This window comes from Candidatus Eremiobacteraceae bacterium (assembly GCA_035710745.1).
Lineage (GTDB): Bacteria > Vulcanimicrobiota > Vulcanimicrobiia > Eremiobacterales > Eremiobacteraceae > JANWLL01.
The window spans coordinates 177,153-195,604 of record DASTCX010000018.1; the positions used below are offsets into that span (position 1 = coordinate 177,153).

General features: G+C 65.2%; 20 protein-coding genes. 5 read left to right on the forward strand and 15 right to left on the reverse strand.

Going from position 1 to position 18,452, the window contains the following annotated elements:
• Positions 1–12: 12 nt before the first annotated feature.
• Both VFO25_07935 and rpsF read right to left on the reverse strand, forming a co-directional pair.
• On the reverse strand, positions 13–453 hold the full coding sequence (locus tag VFO25_07935) for a single-stranded DNA-binding protein (GenBank protein ID HET9342826.1): 441 nt from the start codon (positions 451–453) through the stop codon (positions 13–15).
• A gap of 76 nt (positions 454–529) precedes the next feature.
• Positions 530–811: a 30S ribosomal protein S6 gene (gene rpsF, locus VFO25_07940; protein HET9342827.1), complete on the reverse strand. Its 282-nt coding sequence runs from the start codon at positions 809–811 to the stop codon at positions 530–532.
• Positions 812–1,068: 257 nt separating this feature from the next.
• Here rpsF and VFO25_07945 point away from each other — a divergent pair, with 257 nt between their 5' ends.
• On the forward strand, positions 1,069–1,575 hold the full coding sequence (locus tag VFO25_07945) for a TlpA disulfide reductase family protein (protein ID HET9342828.1): 507 nt from the start codon (positions 1,069–1,071) through the stop codon (positions 1,573–1,575).
• Here the strand turns inward: VFO25_07945 and VFO25_07950 are convergent.
• The 7 genes from VFO25_07950 to VFO25_07980 all read right to left on the reverse strand — a co-directional run bounded on the left by VFO25_07950 (position 1,511) and on the right by VFO25_07980 (position 10,076).
• Positions 1,511–2,830 (reverse strand): polysaccharide biosynthesis C-terminal domain-containing protein, encoded by a 1,320-nt coding sequence (locus VFO25_07950; GenBank protein ID HET9342829.1) that lies wholly within the window; start codon positions 2,828–2,830, stop codon positions 1,511–1,513. The genes VFO25_07945 and VFO25_07950 overlap by 65 nt on opposite strands.
• Positions 2,827–3,915, reverse strand: coding sequence for an alanine racemase (gene alr / locus VFO25_07955; protein ID HET9342830.1), 1,089 nt, complete (start codon positions 3,913–3,915; stop codon positions 2,827–2,829). The genes VFO25_07950 and alr overlap by 4 nt, the downstream gene beginning before the upstream one ends.
• Positions 3,912–4,361, reverse strand: coding sequence for a D-aminoacyl-tRNA deacylase (gene dtd / locus VFO25_07960; GenBank protein HET9342831.1), 450 nt, complete (start codon positions 4,359–4,361; stop codon positions 3,912–3,914). The genes alr and dtd overlap by 4 nt, the downstream gene beginning before the upstream one ends.
• A gap of 7 nt (positions 4,362–4,368) precedes the next feature.
• The gene (locus VFO25_07965) at positions 4,369–6,552 is read right to left on the reverse strand and encodes a bifunctional (p)ppGpp synthetase/guanosine-3',5'-bis(diphosphate) 3'-pyrophosphohydrolase (GenBank protein HET9342832.1); all 2,184 of its coding nucleotides are present in this window, start codon (positions 6,550–6,552) and stop codon (positions 4,369–4,371) included.
• A gap of 37 nt (positions 6,553–6,589) precedes the next feature.
• Entirely contained in the window at positions 6,590–7,621 is a 1,032-nt protein-coding gene (locus tag VFO25_07970) for a GNAT family N-acetyltransferase (protein ID HET9342833.1), read from the reverse strand.
• Between the two features lie 103 nt (positions 7,622–7,724).
• Positions 7,725–9,554 (reverse strand): ATP-grasp domain-containing protein, encoded by a 1,830-nt coding sequence (locus VFO25_07975; GenBank protein ID HET9342834.1) that lies wholly within the window; start codon positions 9,552–9,554, stop codon positions 7,725–7,727.
• Positions 9,555–10,076 (reverse strand): adenine phosphoribosyltransferase, encoded by a 522-nt coding sequence (locus tag VFO25_07980; protein ID HET9342835.1) that lies wholly within the window; start codon positions 10,074–10,076, stop codon positions 9,555–9,557.
• A 171-nt stretch (positions 10,077–10,247) separates the two neighbouring features.
• Here VFO25_07980 and VFO25_07985 point away from each other — a divergent pair, with 171 nt between their 5' ends.
• The 4 genes from VFO25_07985 (at position 10,248) to VFO25_08000 (ending at position 13,535) form a co-directional block, all read left to right on the forward strand.
• Positions 10,248–10,658, forward strand: a complete 411-nt coding sequence (locus VFO25_07985) for a PilZ domain-containing protein (GenBank protein HET9342836.1) — start codon at positions 10,248–10,250, stop codon at positions 10,656–10,658.
• Between the two features lie 143 nt (positions 10,659–10,801).
• The gene (locus VFO25_07990; GenBank protein ID HET9342837.1) at positions 10,802–12,082 is read left to right on the forward strand and encodes a hypothetical protein; all 1,281 of its coding nucleotides are present in this window, start codon (positions 10,802–10,804) and stop codon (positions 12,080–12,082) included.
• Positions 12,083–12,172: 90 nt separating this feature from the next.
• Complete coding sequence (locus tag VFO25_07995; protein ID HET9342838.1) at positions 12,173–12,781, forward strand: hypothetical protein; 609 nt, start codon at positions 12,173–12,175, stop codon at positions 12,779–12,781.
• 313 nt (positions 12,782–13,094) lie between these two features.
• Positions 13,095–13,535 carry a hypothetical protein gene (locus VFO25_08000; protein HET9342839.1) on the forward strand — a complete coding sequence of 147 codons (441 nt, stop codon included), beginning with the start codon at positions 13,095–13,097 and terminating at the stop codon, positions 13,533–13,535.
• A gap of 608 nt (positions 13,536–14,143) precedes the next feature.
• On the opposite strand, the gene VFO25_08005 is transcribed toward VFO25_08000, so the two are convergent.
• The 6 genes from VFO25_08005 to VFO25_08030 form a co-directional block, all read right to left on the reverse strand.
• Entirely contained in the window at positions 14,144–14,443 is a 300-nt protein-coding gene (locus VFO25_08005; protein ID HET9342840.1) for a hypothetical protein, read from the reverse strand.
• Positions 14,409–15,038, reverse strand: coding sequence for a hypothetical protein (locus tag VFO25_08010; GenBank protein HET9342841.1), 630 nt, complete (start codon positions 15,036–15,038; stop codon positions 14,409–14,411). The genes VFO25_08005 and VFO25_08010 overlap by 35 nt, the downstream gene beginning before the upstream one ends.
• Positions 15,035–15,292 carry a hypothetical protein gene (locus VFO25_08015; protein ID HET9342842.1) on the reverse strand — a complete coding sequence of 86 codons (258 nt, stop codon included), beginning with the start codon at positions 15,290–15,292 and terminating at the stop codon, positions 15,035–15,037. The genes VFO25_08010 and VFO25_08015 overlap by 4 nt, the downstream gene beginning before the upstream one ends.
• A 134-nt stretch (positions 15,293–15,426) precedes the next feature.
• Positions 15,427–15,786, reverse strand: coding sequence for a hypothetical protein (locus VFO25_08020; protein ID HET9342843.1), 360 nt, complete (start codon positions 15,784–15,786; stop codon positions 15,427–15,429).
• Positions 15,783–16,991, reverse strand: a complete 1,209-nt coding sequence (locus tag VFO25_08025) for a hypothetical protein (protein HET9342844.1) — start codon at positions 16,989–16,991, stop codon at positions 15,783–15,785. The genes VFO25_08020 and VFO25_08025 overlap by 4 nt, the downstream gene beginning before the upstream one ends.
• A gap of 74 nt (positions 16,992–17,065) precedes the next feature.
• Positions 17,066–18,079 carry a tyrosine-type recombinase/integrase gene (locus tag VFO25_08030; protein HET9342845.1) on the reverse strand — a complete coding sequence of 338 codons (1,014 nt, stop codon included), beginning with the start codon at positions 18,077–18,079 and terminating at the stop codon, positions 17,066–17,068.
• Positions 18,080–18,452: the final 373 nt, after the last annotated feature.

Consider the following 18,452-nt stretch of genomic DNA (forward strand, 5'->3'; position numbering starts at 1 on the left):
TACCGTCTCTGATCAGAATGGGACTTCTTCGTCGGCGTCGCTGTGGAATTCGTACTCCGGCAGATCCGACGATGCCGTCGATGTGGTCGACGCCGCTTGTCGCGGCGCGCCGCCGTTGTCGCCGGCCGGCTTGCTGTCCATGAATTGGAAGTCGTCCGCGCTCACCTCGACCGCGGTGCGTTTGTTGCCCTCGCGATCCGTGTATTCGCGGATCTGCAACCGCCCCGAGACGAGAACGGGTCTGCCTTTTTGGAGATACTTCGCCGCAGCTTCGGCGCGTTGGCGCCAGACAGAAACGCCGAAGAAATCGGTCTGCTCCTGGCCGCTGCGACCCTTCGGCCGGTTGACGGCGATGCGGAACGACGTGACGGGAGTCCCGTCCTGCGTCTGGCGCAGTTCGGGATCCGCGACGAGGCGGCCGACGAGCACGATGTGGTTATAGGATCCGGCCACGATGACACCTCACAATTCGCTTGTTCTGGAAACGCCGGTCGAGCTAAAGCTCGACCGCTACAGACCTAATCACGGGCTAGACGCGGACGACGAGCGCCCGGAGGATGTTCTCGTGGAGGCGCATCTGGCGCATGACCTCGTCGGCGCATGTCGCTGCGCCTTTGAACTTCATGACGACGTAGTGGCCTTCGCGCACTTTTTGGATCTCGTAGGCGAGGCGCCTTTTGCCCATACGCTCGGCGCCGATGTCCTCGCCGCCGTTCTGCTTGGCGACGTCGGAGAAATGCGCCGCTACCTCGTCGACCTGCGGGTCTTCGAGAAGCGGACGGACGATATAGGTGATCTCGTATTGCGACACGGGCGTCGCTGCCTCCCTTCGGGCGTTAGGCCCGTCCTGTACGCTGCCGCGAAACGCGGCAAGCCGGACGAGCAGGAAGGAAATGCGGGAGCTTTGTAGCGGTCGAGCTTTAGCTCGACCGGGCCGCTCCACGGCAAGCTCCCACAGTCTATCACAGTGCTCGAAGCGGTGACAAGCAGGGTTCAGACGTTCGTCGCGCCATGCGAGTAGTGTGCATACGGGACTATGGCGCCGTCCGAACGAAACGTGCCAAGACCATGACCCGTTTCATGCCGGCCGCGTGTGCGTTAGCGATCGCCTTGACGATCGGCGGGTGCGGCTTCCACTTGCATCCGTCGGCGACCGTCGGCAAGCCGCTTCCCGACCTCAGCTTTGCGACGCTTGACGGCTCGACACAACGGCTGGCGCCTGCGCCCGGCAGGATCACGTTCGTCAACGTCTTCGCCACGTGGTGCCCGCCGTGCAAGGCGGAGACGCCCGATCTCGTCGCGTTCGCGGGCGCCTGGAAGAGCCGAGGCGTCGACGTCGTCGGCGTCGATCAAGAGGAGACGGCGCCGCTCGTCGAGGCGTTCCGGGCGCGTTACCATATCGCGTACCCGTTGCTCGTCGACTCGAGCCATCAGACCAAAGACCTGCTCGGCGCACGCGTCATCCCGCACACGATCGTCGTCGACGGTTCGGGCGTCGTACGCGCGATCGTCAGCGGCCCGATGACGCGCGCCCAGATGGACGATCTCGCGGCAAAAGCCGGCGCAGGGTCTTGAGATCCTCTTTTTTGACGATCCACACGTCGACCCAGTTCAATTTCGTCAGCCTGCAGAAATAGATCGTCACGATGATCGCAGACGCGATATACGTCGACGTCGAAGCGATCGCCGCACCTGCGAGCCCGTAGAGCGGCACGAGCCAGAATCCAAGCCCGGTCTGCAGTGCGATCATGCAAAGCGACATGTAGACGACCACGATCGGGCGCCCCATCTGGAACGTGAAGAACGGGCTGAACAGCCCGACCGAGACGAAGAGCACGATCCCCGGGAGAAGGATCCGCAGCGCCGGCGCGGCTTCCGCGAACTGCGGGCCGTAAAACCACTGCACGAGCCACGGCGCCAACACGTAGAGCGGCAACGTCGCCGCGACGACGATCGCCGTGCACGTCCGGATCGATCGGGCGGTCGTGACCGCCGAGTCTTCGAAGGCGGACGCTCCGACGCGATACGTCGTCGCGGTCGCGACCGCGCGCGGGATGCGGAAGAGCACCTCGCCCGCGGAGACGGCGACCGAATAGACGCCGAAGCCCGGCGCACCGAGAAACCCGATGAGCACGAGCGAGTCGATCCGGTAGTTGAAGAAGCCGAGAATGCTGCCGACGGTCGCGCCGCTCGCGTACTTCGCGATCGAACGCAGCGCTTCGCGAAAATCCCATGACGGCTTGCCGCGGAGGAGGTTCGCGATACGGAGCATGACGACAGCCGCCGCTCCGTATGTCGTCAACGCCCACGCCCACAGCGCGCCCGCCAGGCCGAGATGCAGCGCGAGCGCCGCTCCAACCATGACGAGCAGGAAGACCGCGAAGCCGAGGATCTGCGAGTTGAGGCTCGTCACGCGGTCGAGCCCGAGATAGATGCCCTGCTGCCAGGCGACGATGACCGTCGCGGGCGATGTCGCCGCGAAGACGACGATCACCGGCGTGAAGCCGAACCGCCATCCCCAGAGCAGGAGCACGATCGGCTGGACGACCGAGATGATCGCGAACACGAGGACCAAAGGTCCGAAGAGGTCGACGGCGGTGCGCTTGTGGCGCGATAAGAAGTAGGTGATCGACGCGCCGAAGCCGCTGATCGCGGACGAAGCGCCGGACTGCAGCAGTGCGAGCCCGGAGAAATAACCCTTGCCGGCCGGCCCGAGCGCCTTCGCGACGACGATGCCGGTGACGATGCCCACGGCAGCGGCCGCGCCGTTGAAGAACAGCGTGCGCATGGCGTCGCGGCTGGCCGACCGCGGTTTCGGATCGTCCGTCATGCCGGCGAGCCTATCCGGCGCACGCCGATGCCGCGCGCGAGCGAACAGAGCAGGTGGTGCGGTACGGTCGCTGCAGCCGCCGCTACCTCATCGAGCGTCGTTCCCGTCATCGCGCCGATGACGATCGCCTCGTCGCCCGGCGCCACGTGCGTATGCGCCGGCACCCGCACCATCGTCGTATTCATGCCGATCGCGCCGGCGATCGCGCAACGCGCTTCGCCGATCGTGACGGCGCCGCCGGCGCTGAGCGACTTCGGCAACCCATCCGCGTAACCGATGCGCAGCGTCGCGATAGTCTCGCCTTGCTCGGCGACCGACTCGCCGCCGTACCCGAGCGGGGTCGCCGCCTCGAATGTCTTCACCGCTACGACGGTCGCTCGGACGTCGACGGCTTGACGAAGCGCCGGCGCCTCACCCGACGGAGTCAGCGTCGCACCGAAAAGCCCGATGCCGATCCGCGCCGCGCCGGTCGCACGTCCCCACAGCGCCGGCCCGGTGCTCGCGATGTGGATGACCGGAACCGCCAGGCCTTCCGCGCGGAGAGCGGCGACCGCGCCGGCGAACGCACGCATCTGACCGTCCATCGATTCCTTGCCCGCGATGTGCGTCCACGCCCCCTCCCAGGTGACGCCCGACAAGCCGCTCACCGAGCGCGCGAACTCGTACGCCGTCGCCGCGGGCACGCCGCTCCATCCCGTGCCAGAGTCGATCGCGACGTGAACCGCGATGCGCCGGCCGCGCCAATCGCCGAGCGACGCGACGGCGCGCGCGGACGCTTCGTCTTCGACCGTCGGCGTGACGCCGAGGAAAACCGCCGTGTTGAGATCGTCGCCTCGCGCGGCGAAGACCTGGACGATCGGCGCGCGGATCCCGGCCGTGCGCAAACGTTGCGCTTCGGCGACGTCGAAGACGACCAGCCGGGCTGCGCCGCCCGCGAGCGACGCACGCGCGACGTCGAGCGCTCCGCATCCGTATGCGTCCGATTTGACGACCGCCCACAATCCGCGGTCTGCGAGCTTCGAACGCCAGGCTGCGGCGTTGTGTCGCACTGCTTCGAGATCGAGCACGAAGCGGGGCGGGTTCAAAACGTCTTCCTCGAGTCGATGAGAATCGTGACCGGGCCGTCGTTCGTCAGCTCGACCTGCATCGATGCGCCGAAGACGCCGGTCTCCACCACGACGCCGTCGCGCCTGAGCAGCTCGACGACGCGGTCGAAAAGCGCCTTGGCAGACTCGCCCGGCGCTGCGTCGACGAAGGATGGCCTGCGGCCTTTGCGCACGTCGCCGTAGAGCGTGAACTGCGAGACCGCGAGGATGGAACCGCCGGCGTCGAGCAACGACCGGTTCATCGCTCCGTCGTCGTCGTTGAAGACGCGCAGACCGGATATCTTCGCCGCCGTGACCCGCGCGTCGTCGTCGACGTCGTCTCGAGCGACGCCGACGAACGCGAGCAGACCTTTGCCGATAGAGCCGACCGTCTCGCCGGCGACCTCGACGCGTGCCGAACTCACGCGCTGCACGACCGCCCGCACGCGAACCTTAGACCGAACCGCCGGCGCGCGCTTCGCGCTTCGTGACGCGATACGCCGAGCGGACGTCGCGCACGCGCGAGATCTTCGTCAGGATGCGGCTGAGGTGTTCGAGGTCCTTGATCTGAAGGCTGCACGAGATCATCGCGGTGCGATCGCGCTTGACCTTGGCGGTGACCGACGTCGCGTTCGTCTTGTGCTCGGACAGCACGCCCATGATGTCTTGCAAGAGTCCGGGACGGTCGATCGCGTCGACCTCGACGTCGACCGTGTGGGTCTCTTCGCGCGCAGTATCCCACGCGACGTCGATCATCCGATCCGGCTGCGCGCCGATGTGACCGACGTTCGGGCAGTCGACGCGATGGACGGAGACGCCGCGGCCTTGGCTGATGAAGCCGATGATCGGATCGCCGGGCACCGGCGTGCAGCAGCGCGCGAAGCGCACGAGCACGTCGTGGTCGCCGCGTACCGCGACGCCGGATGCCGCTCGTCGCGCGGGCCGCTTGCCGATCGTCCGCGCCATCGGTAGCGGCACGACGTTGCGCTTGCGCGCCTCCTCCCGCAGCTTGCCGACGATCGATGCGATCGAGACGTCGCCGAAACCGACGCCTGCGTACATGTCTTCTATGCTCGCGCAGTTGAAGCGCGGCGCGAGCGAGGCCAAGAAATCTTGCGTCGCGATCGCAGCGAGCTGATTGCGCGCGATCTCGCGCTCGAGCGCGTCGCGTCCGGCGGCGATGTTCTCGTCGCGGCGGTTCTTGCGGAACCACTGCTTGATCTTGTGCTTCGCGCTGCTCGTCCGGCAGATCGCCATCCAGTCGAGCGACGGGCCGGCGCTGTTCTTGTTGACGAGCACTTCGCAGATGTCGCCGTTCTGCAAGGTGTAGCCGAGCGGCACGATCTTGCCGTTCACCTTCGCGCCGACGCAGTGGTGGCCGACCGACGTGTGGACGTGATAGGCGAAGTCGATCGGCGTCGCCGACGCCGGCAGGCCGAAGACGTCGCCTTTCGGCGTGAAGACGAAGACCTGATTGTCGAAGAGGTCGAGCTTGAGCCGCTCCATGAACTCGCGGCTGTCGCGCATGTCCTCTTGCCACTCGAGGAGCGAGCGCAGCCACGCGAGCTTCTGGTCGTAGTCGTCCGCCCGGCCGCCCTCTTTGTAGCGCCAGTGCGCGGCGATGCCGTACTCGCTCGTCCGGTGCATCTCCCACGTGCGGATCTGGATCTCGATCGGATCGCCGCCCGGGCCGATCACCGTCGTGTGGATCGACTGGTAGCCGTTCGTCTTCGGCATCGCGACGTAGTCTTTGAAGCGGCCAGGGAGGGGCGTCCAAAGGCTGTGGACGATGCCGACCGCGCCGTAGCAATCCTTCACCGAATCGACGACGACGCGGATCGCGATGAGATCGTAGATGTCGGCGAACTCTTTGCCGCGCTGCAGCTTTTGGTAGATCGAATAGAAATGTTTCGGGCGGCCGGAGACGTCGGCTTGCAAACCCATGGCCTCGAAGCGCTTTGTCACTTCCCCGATGACCGCGTCGACGATCCGCTCGCGCTCGGCGCGGCGTTTGCGCACTTTCTCCGCGATGTCGCGGTACGCAGGCGCATCGAGGTAGCGCAGGCTCAGGTCTTCGAGATCCCATTTCATCTTCGAGATGCCGAGCCGGTGCGCGAGCGGCGCGTAGATCTCGAGCGTCTCCTCGGAGATCGCGCGCTGTTTCTGCTCGCCGAGGCTGTCGAGCGTCCGCATGTTATGCAGGCGGTCGGCGAGCTTGATGATGATGACGCGGATGTCTTTGGCCATCGCCAAGAACATCTTGCGGAGGTTCTCGACCTGGACGTCTTCCTTCGATTGATAGGGGATTTTGGTGAGTTTCGTCAGACCGTCGACGAGCCCGGCGATCTCCGAACCGAAGCGGCGTTCGACTTCTTCGAGCGAGACGCTCGTGTCTTCGACGACGTCGTGGAGCAGGCTCGCCGCGATCGTCGGCGGATCGAGCTCGAATTCGGCGAGGATGGTCGCGACAGCGAGCGGATGCGAGATGTAGCGATCGCCCGATGCTCGCGTTTGGCTGCCGTGCGCCTCTTTGGCAAAGGTATAGACGCTCTCGAGCCACCCCTCGTCGAGGTTCGGCTGATACGTCTTCACTTTTGCGAGGAGGCCCTGGAACGTGGCGGCCATGCGTGAACTCACCTGCGGCCCGTCCCGCTGTAAATGCGGTGGGTCCCGCTTATCGTTCGAGCCGCGCCGCGGCCGCCCTTTTGCGCTTCGGCGTCAGCCACGCGCGCAGCGACGAGAAGAGCGCGTACGACGGACGTTCGCACCGCCACGTCGAGTACAGGACGGTTTGCGCGCCAAGACCTTGTTTGAAGCGCGCGACGCCTGGAAGGCCCTCGCTCTCCCCGAGGTTGTACCAGCGCACGCCGCGCTGAGCGGCCGCAGTGATGAGGGCCACGTTGAGCGCGTTGCTCGGTCGAAGCGTGCCGAAATCGGATCGCATCGCTGCGCTCCAGAAATTCGCCTCGTCCGATCCGTACAGCATGACGCCGCCGGCGATCGGCTCGCCTTCGAATGTCGCGAACCAGATCTCGACGTCGTCGCCGCCGCGCGCGACGAGCGCTTCGAGCAGACGCTTCGGAAACGTCGGACGTTCGCGCCCCCACCTGATCGCGGACTCTTCGAGCATCGCATAGTAGCGATCGATCGCCGCCTCGCCGCGCGCGCGTTCGCACGTGACGCCGCGTCGCTGCGCCTGACCGGCCATCCTGCGCGTGTTGCCGTCCATGCGCGCGAGCGCCGCTTCGACCCCGCCGGAGAGATCGATGACCGACGTCTCGCGTTTGACGACCTTACCCGGCAAGCCGCTGAGGTCTGCTTCGCAAAGCGGCCACGGCGTGATCGCGATGCTATGGATGCCGGATGCGAGCACGGCGGCGTACGAAGCCCTCGCGCGCGCCGCACCGGCGGCGCTTCCATCCGCATTCAGCACGACGGTATAGCCGCCGAGCGGCGTGCCGGAGTAGACGCGCCATCCGAGCCGGCCTCGCACCCGCACGAGCGGCACGATGGACTTCGATCCGTCCTCGAAGATGCAGGCGAGCGGGCTGGGCGTGAGGGACGCGTTCGAATCTGCGAGGGCGAGCGCCCATGCAGGCCGCGCTTGAAAGGTCGGCGTGCCGGCGCGATCGAGCGCCGTCCACGATGCGACGTCGAACGGCGTCACGCGAACCACGCGAGGTCGAGCGTCTGCTATACTCTGCACCGCGTTTTGAGGCTTCTTTCACGCTCGCCGACACCCCCTGCGGTCGCAACGTCACATCGACGCTGGCACGGCGTCGCAGCGAAGCAGAGCAACCGCGCGGCGCTCAACCGGCAACCTTCGTCGAGGGAACGGGGGAGTCGTTTGCCGCCGCATCGGCGAGCGCCGCGGCCCGCTCTCTGACGAGCGCGAAGATCTCGCGACGTTCGTCGTCGCCGGCGCGGCTCGGATCCTCGATCTCGACGCGCGAGAAGCCCAGCAGGCACGCGCCGAGCAGGTACGTCTTGCCCGCGGCGCGTGGATGGCGCTTTCCGATCTCGAACGCTTGCAGCCGGTCCATGACGAACACCGCGTCGAACGCGTCGAGGTCGACGGCGTCGACGTGTTTCGATCGATGCGCGGTGACGTCGACTCCGGCTTTGTCTGCTTCCGCAAGCGTCGAGTCGTGGGCGGGGAGATCGGGTCGCGCTCGAAGCCCGGCCGACTCGGACGTGACGACGATCCCCCGTGTCGCGAGCGCCGCGCGGAAGACCGCTTCGGCGAGGACGCTTCGCATGATGTTGCCGCTGCAGACGAAGAGCACGGAACGCGGCGCGAACGGCCTCGGCAGGAGTTCGGATCGCAGACCGAGCGCGCGAGCGATCGCGAACATCGAGTAGCGCAAAGCGCCGCCCGTGCCGAAGCGCCGCCGGGCGCGAAGGAAACGGCGAGGCACGAGCGGTTTGAAGACCGCACCCGCCGCGCTTGCGAACAGGCGGCTCAAACCTGGCAATGCGTCCATGATCGCGGGCAGCGGTTCTCGCCAGGTCCACATCGCGCTGCGGACGTCGCGAGCGAGATCCTCGGCGAAAAAACTTCGCAGCTCTTGCGCCTTCGTCAGCCGGCGCGTGCCGAACGCCGTCGGTTCGAACAGCCGCTCGCGCAGCCGCAAGAGGGAACCGCGCGTCCATCGGACGCGCCTGCCGACGACGTACTCGGCCGGCACATCAGGCTTTCGACCGTGGATGATCTCCCACTCGTAGAACGGGAAATCGACACCTGCGGCGATCGCGGTCGGGAGCGAGCCCCAATAGCGGCCGTTCACCTCCATGAGCCAATCGGTACCGTCGGCCGCGCGCCGGAACTCGACGAGCGCGACGCCTTCCCATCCGATCGCGCGCAACAGCGCGATCGCTTTTTCGGTGAGCGGACGATCGAGTGCGGCCGATTCCGAGACGACGCTGACGCCGCCCGATGCGGGCAGTTCCTTGACGCGGCGATGTACGAACGTCGCAAGAGGCTCGCCGTCGTGCATGAGCGCCGCGACGCCCATCCCCGCTCCGGGCACGAACTGCTGCACGATGTAGCGCGCCTCGAACGCGGGGTCGTCGGCGAACGCGGCTTCGAGCTCGTCCGGTCCTGTGAAATAGCGGATGCGGATCCCGCCGTGCGCGGCATGGTTTCTCGGCTTCGCGATGACGGGATACGCCATGAACGCGGCCGCCTCGTGCGGGGTCGACGTCGCACCGACCTCATAGGTCTCCGGGATGTCGATGGCGAGCGTCTGGGCGAACCCGATCGTCAGGCTCTTGTCGAGCACTCGCTCGATGATCCCCGGCGACGGACATGCCGGCGTCGCCAGCGAGCGAAGTCGAGCGTCGTTGCGCGCGATCGCGGCGAGTGCGGTGTCTGAGCAGGGGATCAAGACGCCGGCCCCCGAGCTTTTCACGACGCGTTCGAGACCCTCGTCGAAGGCATCGGGCTCGTCGCGCCCGTCGGGGAGGGGATAGTAGCGGGCTATCGCGCGGGTCGCAAGCGGACCCTCGTCATCCGTCGACGGAACCGCGAACACGGTGATGCCGCGCGCGGCGAGCGACCTCGATACCGCGAGCGCAAGACGCGGTGCGGTGCCGACGAGGAGCGCGGAACGGCGGGGCTCGCTGGCCTGCGCTTTCAATTAATAAGTTATGAACGAGCGGACGTCGGCGCCCTCGAGCTTGCTCCGGCCGCCGAGCGCGGTCAGCTCGATGAGGAAGGCGATGCCGACGACGTTCGCGCCGAGCCGCTCGAGAAGCGAACGGGTAGCGGCGGCCGTGCCGCCGGTCGCAAGGAGATCGTCGACGAGGAGCACGCGATCACCGGGTGCCAGCGCGTCTTTGTGCATCTCGAGCGTATTCGTGCCGTATTCGAGCGCGTAGTCGACGTTTATCTTCTCGTACGGAAGTTTGCCCGGCTTGCGGACCGGAACGAAGCCGGCGCCGAGCTTGTACGCGACCGGCGCGCCGAGGATATAGCCGCGAGCCTCGATGGCGACGACGTGATCGATATTTGCGTCCGCGAACGCCCCGGCGATCATGTCGATCGCTCCCGCGAACGCCCGTTTGTCGTGCAGCAACGGGGTGATGTCGCGGAATAGGATCCCCGGGATCGGGAAGTCCGGGATGGCGCGGACGAACGATTCCATCTCCGCGAGTTCCAAGGATGCTCCTCTCGAGCGGTCGCGATGACCGCTGCGGCCGAGCCTTTACCAGTAATCCAGCTCACACCTAGGGTGCTCTGTTTAGCACGGGACATTTTGAGGTATGTGTAATGCGGATGGAAGCGCGTCAGTCACATACGAGACTGAACTTCGCTTTGGGCATGAGGCCATATGCAGCTCTTCGACACGGTATCGCGGTGGTTCTCCGACATCCCGGCTGTACGCCGAGCCCGTAACGGCCGCAGAGTCGCTGTCGAGAAACAAGCGCAGCTCCGCGTCGAAGGCGTCGACACGACGCATGTCGTGCTCTTGCGCGACATGTCGATCAGCGGCGCGTGCATCCGGGCGGATCTGCGGCTTTCGCGCGGGGACGTCGTGTGGATGCAAGTCGACGTCGACGAGAAGCCGTTCGAATTCACCGCGAGCGTCGTCGAAGTGCGGTCCGATCCCATGGGCTTCTTCTCCGACTATGGGCTTCGACTCGTCGAGCTGAGCTTGCCGTCTGCCAGGACGCTCGCCGCTTTCATAAGCCGCCGCCTTGCCGCCGACGGCAACGCGTCGAACGGCAAAGTCTCTCGGTAGGGACTTTTTTCCCGGGTTGAGCCGCGGGGCGAATGGGTGTACCATATGGTACGCCCTGCTTGCGCTTTAACGAACGCTGAACGGGTAACTACGGGGCACTAATAGCCTCGTCTTTTCAGCCCGCGCGCTTCCGGTGGACTCTATTGGATGATCGCAACTCGCGCCTAGCAGGGCTCGCCACCCTATCTCTGCTTCTAGCCGCCTGGCTCGCCGGATGTGGCTCGCATTCGATCCAAGCGCCGGTCGCGGCACCCGGCCTTGCCGCGCGGGGGAACGTCGCGAGCCCGCCGCCCGGAATCCTCGCCGACACGTGGTCGGGCATCCACGCGTTCCAAGTCTTCGACGCGCACATCCCGCCGTTGCGGGCGACCGCCCACGCATCGCGCTACGAGCTCGTGTGGGGCACCCGCGACCCGCAAGCCTGGCTCGCGGGCAACCCAGCGATCATCGCGACCTACTACGCACCGTTCGACTCCGATTTCACGAAAGTCCATGGGCTCAAGTGGTGGCAGGGGCATCACCCCGATTGGATCCTCTACAAGTGCGACGAGAAGACGCCGGCGTGGCCGAGCGGGCTGAAATACGTGCCGCTCGACATCTCGAATCCGGCGGTCGTGCAATGGCAGATGGCGACGTATGCGCCGGTGATGGAAAACGGCGGATATAGCGGCTTCGGCGCGGATCTCGTGAGCCTCGACAATGCGACGCTTGGTTGCGGCGTGTTCATCCACGGCGTCTGGACGCAGAAGTTCTCCGGCCAAAATGTGGACGAGGCGTGGGCGCAGGCCGTTCTCGCGTGGACGCAGGCAGTCGTCAACGCGATGCACTCGCAGCCGCGCCCGCTCGTGTTCGGCGCGAATCACGTGCCGGAGAGCCGTCCGTTCGGCGACGCGGATGAGGACGCGTTCTTGAACCTCATCGACTTCGACGACGACGAGAGCGCGTTCACGAACTACGGGCAGCAGCCCGTCACGACGGCGAGGCTCACGTTGATCGTCGAGTGGATGAAATACATCCAAGGACTCGGCAAGGCGTTCGTCGTCGACGACAAGTGGAACACGCCGACGACCACGCAGCAGGAGCTCGGCTGGTCCATCGGCACGTATCTGCTCGGCAAGTACCACCAATCGGCGCTCTTCACAGACCATCTGCCGGGCTACGGTTACGAATATTATTTTCCGCAGTACAATGCGGCGGTCAGCAAGCCGTGCGCCGACATGGTACCCGATCCGAACGACAAGGGCATCTTCACGCGCAAGTATGAGGGCGCGTACGTGGTGGTCAATGCATCGCTGAGCCAGACGTTCAGCGTGACGTTGCCGAAGCCGTCATACAAGTCGATCTTCGGGGATATCGTGACGAGCCCGGTGACGGTACCGCCTGATACCGGCGACATCTTATTGACCTCTCACGGCTGCCAATAGCCGCGGCCGTCTTGGCCGCCGGTAGCGGCTGCTAGACGCGCTCGACGCTCGCGTGAACGCACTTCTGTCAATGATGGAGGTGCGTTTTTCATGGATCCGGCAGCGCTATCGGCGCACGAGCGTCACCCGGTCGTCTTCGGCGTATACCGCGACGGCGACAACAACCTCGACCAGGCGCAAGAGCGAAATGTCACCGACTTCGTTTCGGCGACCGCGCGCGATCGCGCGCTGAAGGTCGTCGCCGAAGATACGACCTCGCTGCCGCGATCGTCGTTCGGGATCGGCGAGCTGCGGACCGAGTCGTCCATCATCGAGGGCGGCGACCAGCGCGTCGTGCGCGTCACGTCGCCGGTCGACATGTCCGATCGTTCGACGCTCGCGGCCTTCGTCGAGCGCACGCTCGATGCGCGAACGTCCGACCCGAAGTTCGCACGCGCCGACGTGTGGCTCGACCTCGTCGATCACGGCGGCGGCGACGGCGGGGGCCTTGAAGCCGATTCGAGCGGCGGCTTCATGTCGATCGGCGACATCGCGGGCGCGATCGCGGACGGACGCGCTCGCTTTCGAGCGGAGCATCCCGGCGCGGATGACCGCGTCACGGGCGTGGTCGCGAATCAATGCTTGATGAGTTCTTTGGGCTTCGCAGACTCGCTCTCACGCGCCGGTGTCCGTTATCTGTGCGCCTCGCCGGAAACATGAGGTCGCATGCGCCCAGGAGTTAGTGGGCTCATTCCGTCGCGAGGGTACTGATATACTTGGCTCAAATCCGGTCTGTCCCGTATACGGTCGTATGAGCTACCCCTGGATTGGTGGCGGATGGGTCTCAATTCGTGACTCTATAATGGTAGCACGAGTTACCGTGCCGGGGTCACGTTGCGGAACGGAAACTAAACCGATCTTGCGAACGTACCGACGTAGGGGATGTGGTTCTCAGAGGGGTAACACAAACCCAGGCGCACAGGCTTAAAGCCACGATGCGCTATGTGCCGTCGCCTCAAAGGGGCAATTTGTGGTGGACACTGTGACCGAATCCGTAGCGGCCACTGAGTCAGTCGAAGAGTCAGTAGAAAAAATCGATCTAACCGTTTTCGTCCGTCCGTCTTACGTTGACGACGGCTTCTTAGCCATTTGCTATCAGTGGAATCTCGCAGCAAGCGGTAAAACTCCCTACGAAGCGTTTGAGAATCTTCGCGATGTTGTCATGACCGCCGCTGAGATAGCCGAAGAGGGTGGCGAAGAGTCATTTGACGCCTTCGTTAATCAGAAACCAAACGCCGCCACGATTAGAGAGTTTACAACGTTCAAAATCGTTTGGGCGATAACACTCGTCTTCGCGGTTATTCTCATGCCCGCCGCTCTAGTATTTATGGGAGTGAAGCTCTTACAGGAGAGTTTGCAGAGCCGCTTCAGGAAGTATAGCGTTCCTGCGAACATGATGCTTTGCCACTCTTAGGATATGGATGGGCAAACGTTGGCCGCCGATCAAGAGGCGAGACTGGGTTGAAATCCTAGAGAACCTAGGACTCATGCCCCGTGCGGCGAGGAAGTCCGGCCGGGGCGATCACCGGGTCTATCACGGTCAAATCAACGGGCGTTCGGTTATGATACCCGTGGATTGGAACGTGGAAGAAGTCGACTACTACTACGTCGGCCAGCTGGAAGATCAGTCGGGCCTGACCAAGGCGGAAATCTACGGTCGGTGCAAGCGGACGGCCCGGTCCGCGTCGGTACCATGTCTGCTCAAGGCTGAGCCGGAACCTACTGACGGGTAACATCCGCCTCAAGGCGAAGTAAGGGCTAGTCCCCGCGTGAGCGGGGCACCGCTATAACCCGGTAACTATATGGCGCGGTCGGCACCATATCTTACCCCTCACTCGGCTGTTCCGGAACGCTCGCGATCCTCCGTGCCCGACGGCGGGACCTATTGGTATCGCGAGTCCATAACCCAAGGCACCGACAAATGCATCGATGGGGGCACGATTCAAATGCATGTCCTTCCATTGGGTGACGGCACATCTTGGGACTGGAAATGGGATGGATCGGACATTTCCGTAAGAGGCGTCAGCGGTACGCCGAACAATCAATAGCGATTAGACGTGGGGTGGGTCGAGGATCGCCGACATGAACCGATGCGGGCGACGCGGCATGCGGCCTCGTGTCAGCCGCCGGCGACGAAGGCGCGCACGACTCCTTGCCGTCAATCCACGCCTGGACCCGGTCGGTCTGCCGCCGGCGCGCGATGTACGCCGTCAACTTGAAGCCGATAGTATCGGCGAGATAGCGCACAATTGCGGAGAAATCGCGGCCGAGCGATTCGCGATACGACTCACGGAGCAGATCGTCGATAGCTGTACGGCTCACCGATTATCGGCGGCCTTAGCCACTCCGGGGCGGATGGCCAGAGCGCGACGTCGTGGCGCTCGAAGAGGTCGCGCAGGAACGCGCGGGCGGCGTAGACGTCGCGCGGCGACGGAAGTCGTTCGGTCGTGCGACTCAGTATCTGCACTAGCACGATGTCGGGCCGTCGAAAGCCCGGATACGCGCCGGTGAACCTCGGGCCGTATACGCGCATGATGCGGCGCAGAATCGCACGCGCGGAGATCCGGACCGGGAGCGGAGCGGCGAGCCCGAGGGGAGGCAACGTCGCGCGCGCTTGCGACGGCGCGCGCAGCGGCAGCACGACGACGAGGCCGATCGGACCTCCGTGCCGCAGCGCGACGTACGCCGCGCATACGGCGTCGAAGAACTCCAAGCGGGATGCGCGCTCGACCCTGACTGGCAACGTGCCGAGCAGATCGGTTTCAATCGAGACAACCTCCAGATTTGGATGCGAGGGCGCCTCGAAACGCTCGAGCCAGCGCAGCCACGTGCCGAGCGAGCCGACGAGGCGAAGAAAGCGCCCGTCCGTCGGCGCCACCCTTGCGCGCGACAGTCGACCCGTCGGATCGTTTTTCACTTGGTCCTTTCCAAAAAGCGACGCGCTTCATGGCGCGCGCGCTCGACGATCGCGTCGCGAAGGCGCGCCGACAACAGGCTCAGCCTAAAGGCCCAGTCGGCCGCAAGTTGCGCGGCGCCCGTCGCATCGCGATAATCTTCTGACGCGAGGAGCGCCTCGACCACGCGCGCGGCGGCGACGAAGTCGGAACCGACCGCACCGAGCCGGTGCGCCCATTCGAGCATCTTCGGGCCGGAAGGCCCGTCGTCAGGCATCGCCAGCGCCTCGCAGCTCGGCGGATGGACTCGTCAACCTATCGTGACGCGCGACGGCACCGCCGAGGAGGTTGATAGCACGTTGGACCATCCGTGCCGCGCGCTTCGCACGCGCGACCGACCGCCTTTCATCACTATGCATCTTCTTCGTCGTCCCCGCCGTTAGGCAGCTGGAAATTTCGAATCAGCTTCTTCTTCTTCGGTCGCATTGCGCCGTTGCGATCGAGCGCGCCGGACGTCGGATCCGCATGTCCAACGATCAGGTGCGCGCGGCGTATGGCGCGGAGCAGCGGCCGAACGCCGTGCACGCCGAGGTACGGCAAGAATTCCTCGACAAGAAGCGCGACGGTCGACGGATCCGCTGGCAGCGAACGAAGCCGTCGCAGGTCGCACCAGGCGCGAAATGCTTGGAAGCTGCCGATGCGGAAGGCGTTCTCGCGCGGGAGATGCGCGCGCCCGGCGACCGCAAGAGTTTCCGAACGATGCTCGTTCACGTGCGCGCTCCTCGGCCGGCCGGCGCCGAGCGACCTCGCTGTCGAAGATGACGCAAGCGCAATTCTCGCGTCGATTGGAGCGCCCGGCCGTACCCGTCGATGATGCTTTGCGCGCCGGCATACCCCGCGGCAGCCGCCACGGCGACCGGCCCCAACTTTCGCGTCGCGTCGACGACGAATCCCTTGCGGATCGCGGCGACGCAGACGCCATGATGCGGAATCCCCGCGTTCTTCGCGAGCCGCCGAAGCGTCACGGCAATCGCGTGCGACGACATCGGCTGGTTCGCGAACCCCGACGGAGTGTGGCTCGGGAAGAGCGGGCCTGGTTCGACGCCGATGACCGCCGACCACCGCCTGAACCACGTCTTGACGGACAAATCGGGATCGCCGCACTCCCATATCTTCACCTCGCGCATGTGACGCATGCCGATCGTGAAGACGATTCCGTCCTCTTCCGCGCGACAGCGTGAGACGTCCATGGCCCGAACGTGGCGCAGCGCCAAGCCGCCGAGCGCGAGACAGACCAGCAACAGGCCGTTGCGCGCCCCGAACGCCGACCGTCGATTCATGCGCTCGAGCATCAGGCGGACGTCTTTGAGGCGGATAGACCGCATCTGCGCCCGCGGCCGCTCGCGACAGAGTCCATCGACAATCGCCTTCACTTGCGGATGGACGGCGAGGTCGCACGCTCCGCCTTTGCGGAAGTAGTGCGACAGCCCATGGAGTCGGTTCGCCACGGTCTGGGCGGCCAAGCCAGAAGCCACCACGTCGGCGACGTACCTCTTGAAATTCGGCAAACCCGGCTCGAGCGGATCGACGCCGCTCTTCTTCGCCCACTCCACCCAGAGTCTCGCCGCGAGCGTGTACCCCTTGCGGGTCGACGGGCTGTAGGCCGCCGACGCCATGCGCTTGGCCCGTCGTCGTCGAACCGACAATCCGGCAACCGGTCGGGCCAGCGGATCATCTTGCGGCGCGATGTCGAGCAAGTCTATTGCCTCCGCGACCGCGGGATCGTCGACGAGCACGGGCACGCCCTCTTCGCGGAAATACCAAGCGATGGCGTGCGACGCCCGACGCGCGTCGTTCGGAATCGAAAAACGCCGAAGGTACGCGACGAGATAGTCGATCGGCGGACGGCGCGGATCGAGTCCGTCAGCGACGGCGGCTCGTTCCCAGGACTTCGCTCGCCAACGGTATGTCTTCACCGTGGCCGGCGTATAGCGTTCGACCGCCCCGTCGGGCGCTCGAGACAGCGACGCTTGACGACCGCGGAAAGCTCTCATGAGAGAAGCGCCCGGGCGATGTTGACGCGACGCTGGCGCGGACGATAGTAGGCTTGCAGCGACTGCAAGCTCGCGTGACGGACGTGCGCGGCGATGACGACGTCGTCGACGCCGCGTTCCTTCAATTCCGTCACGCAGCCGGCGCGCAGCGAGTGCGCGCCGACGTCGGCGGGAGAAAGACCCACCGCCGGAGCGAACCGTTTGACGTACTCGGCGACGCTCCAGGCGCTCAGGCGGCCCTGCACCTGGTTGCCCGGGTAGATGCGTCGGAAGAGCGGACCGCTGGTTTCGCCGAGGACCTCGAGCCAGGCCTCGACGGCGGCGACCGGGCAGAGCTGCGGATCGTCGGGCAGACGCTCGATCACGACCTCGGCGCCGCGCCCGTACTGATCCTTCTTGCTCTTGATGAGATGAATCGTCAGCCGGTCGGACGCGAACTCGAGATCCTCGACGTCGAGCGCGACCGTCTCCTCGCGCCGCAACCCGCAGAAGAACGTCAGCGCGATCACCGCCCATTCCTGGATGCCGTGCGGCCACGGCCGCTTGGCCGCGGCCGCCGCCATGCCGCGCAGCTCGTCGGCGGTGACCGCCAGCTTCTGCCGACTCGGCGAGCCGCCGTAGAGCCGAGAGATTCCCCGCATGACGTCGCGGACGAGAAGGACGTCCGTCGGACTGGGCAGACCGGCCAACCGATGCGCCTTGGCGATCACGCTCAACGTGGCGCGAATGGTCGAGGCCTCGTACCAGTCGTCGGCCATCCCCGCGATGAGATCCGCGGCGACCGTCGGCGCCATCGGCAACGGACACACGTTCCACCGCTCGCATCGCGCCACCACCTGACGCCATGCGCTGTTGTACGAGCGGATCGTGTTGCGCGCCAAGCTTTGACACGCGTAGAACGCGGCGCGAGAGACGGCGCCGTCAGCGTCGACGAGAGCGGGCAACCCGAACTCGACTTTCGCAGAAGCGGGGACCGGCAGCTTGGGGAGGCGCGGCTTCGCTTGTTTCATTCGTTGCGCGCCGTCATCGTTTGTGCCAAAGGATTGAGTCGATGCTCCATCTATTGGCATAGCACCTTCCGCCGCAGCGGCGGCCGCGAGAATCCATTCGGGGACGGCTGGCTCGCGACGACGTCGACGAACTTGTGGGTTTCGATCGGTCGGTTTCAAGACGATGCTCCTTCGTGCTATGCGTTGGTGCTCGGTGAGTCTTGATGAGCGACGTGATGCGCGTCACGTTTCGGTTTGGATGTTTATCGGTGGATGCCGTATGTCGCCACTCTAGGTGCCACTCTTTGCCGCGCCCTTGCCGCCCGCGAAGACGCGGGTACCAGAAGTGACGGAGCCCGGACGACGACGACGCTCAATGTAACTTGGAACACGC

Excerpts from the sequence above, each read along its gene's own strand:
- VFO25_07945 (HET9342828.1), top strand. The coding sequence starts at position 1,069 with ATGACCCGTTTCATGCCGGCCGCGTGTGCGTTAGCGATCGCCTTGACG.
- VFO25_07950 (HET9342829.1), bottom strand. The coding sequence starts at position 2,830 with ATGACGGACGATCCGAAACCGCGGTCGGCCAGCCGCGACGCCATGCGC.
- VFO25_07985 (HET9342836.1), top strand. The coding sequence starts at position 10,248 with ATGCAGCTCTTCGACACGGTATCGCGGTGGTTCTCCGACATCCCGGCT.
- VFO25_07995 (HET9342838.1), top strand. The coding sequence starts at position 12,173 with ATGGATCCGGCAGCGCTATCGGCGCACGAGCGTCACCCGGTCGTCTTC.
- VFO25_08015 (HET9342842.1), bottom strand. The coding sequence starts at position 15,292 with ATGCCTGACGACGGGCCTTCCGGCCCGAAGATGCTCGAATGGGCGCAC.
- VFO25_08030 (HET9342845.1), bottom strand. The coding sequence starts at position 18,079 with ATGAAACAAGCGAAGCCGCGCCTCCCCAAGCTGCCGGTCCCCGCTTCT.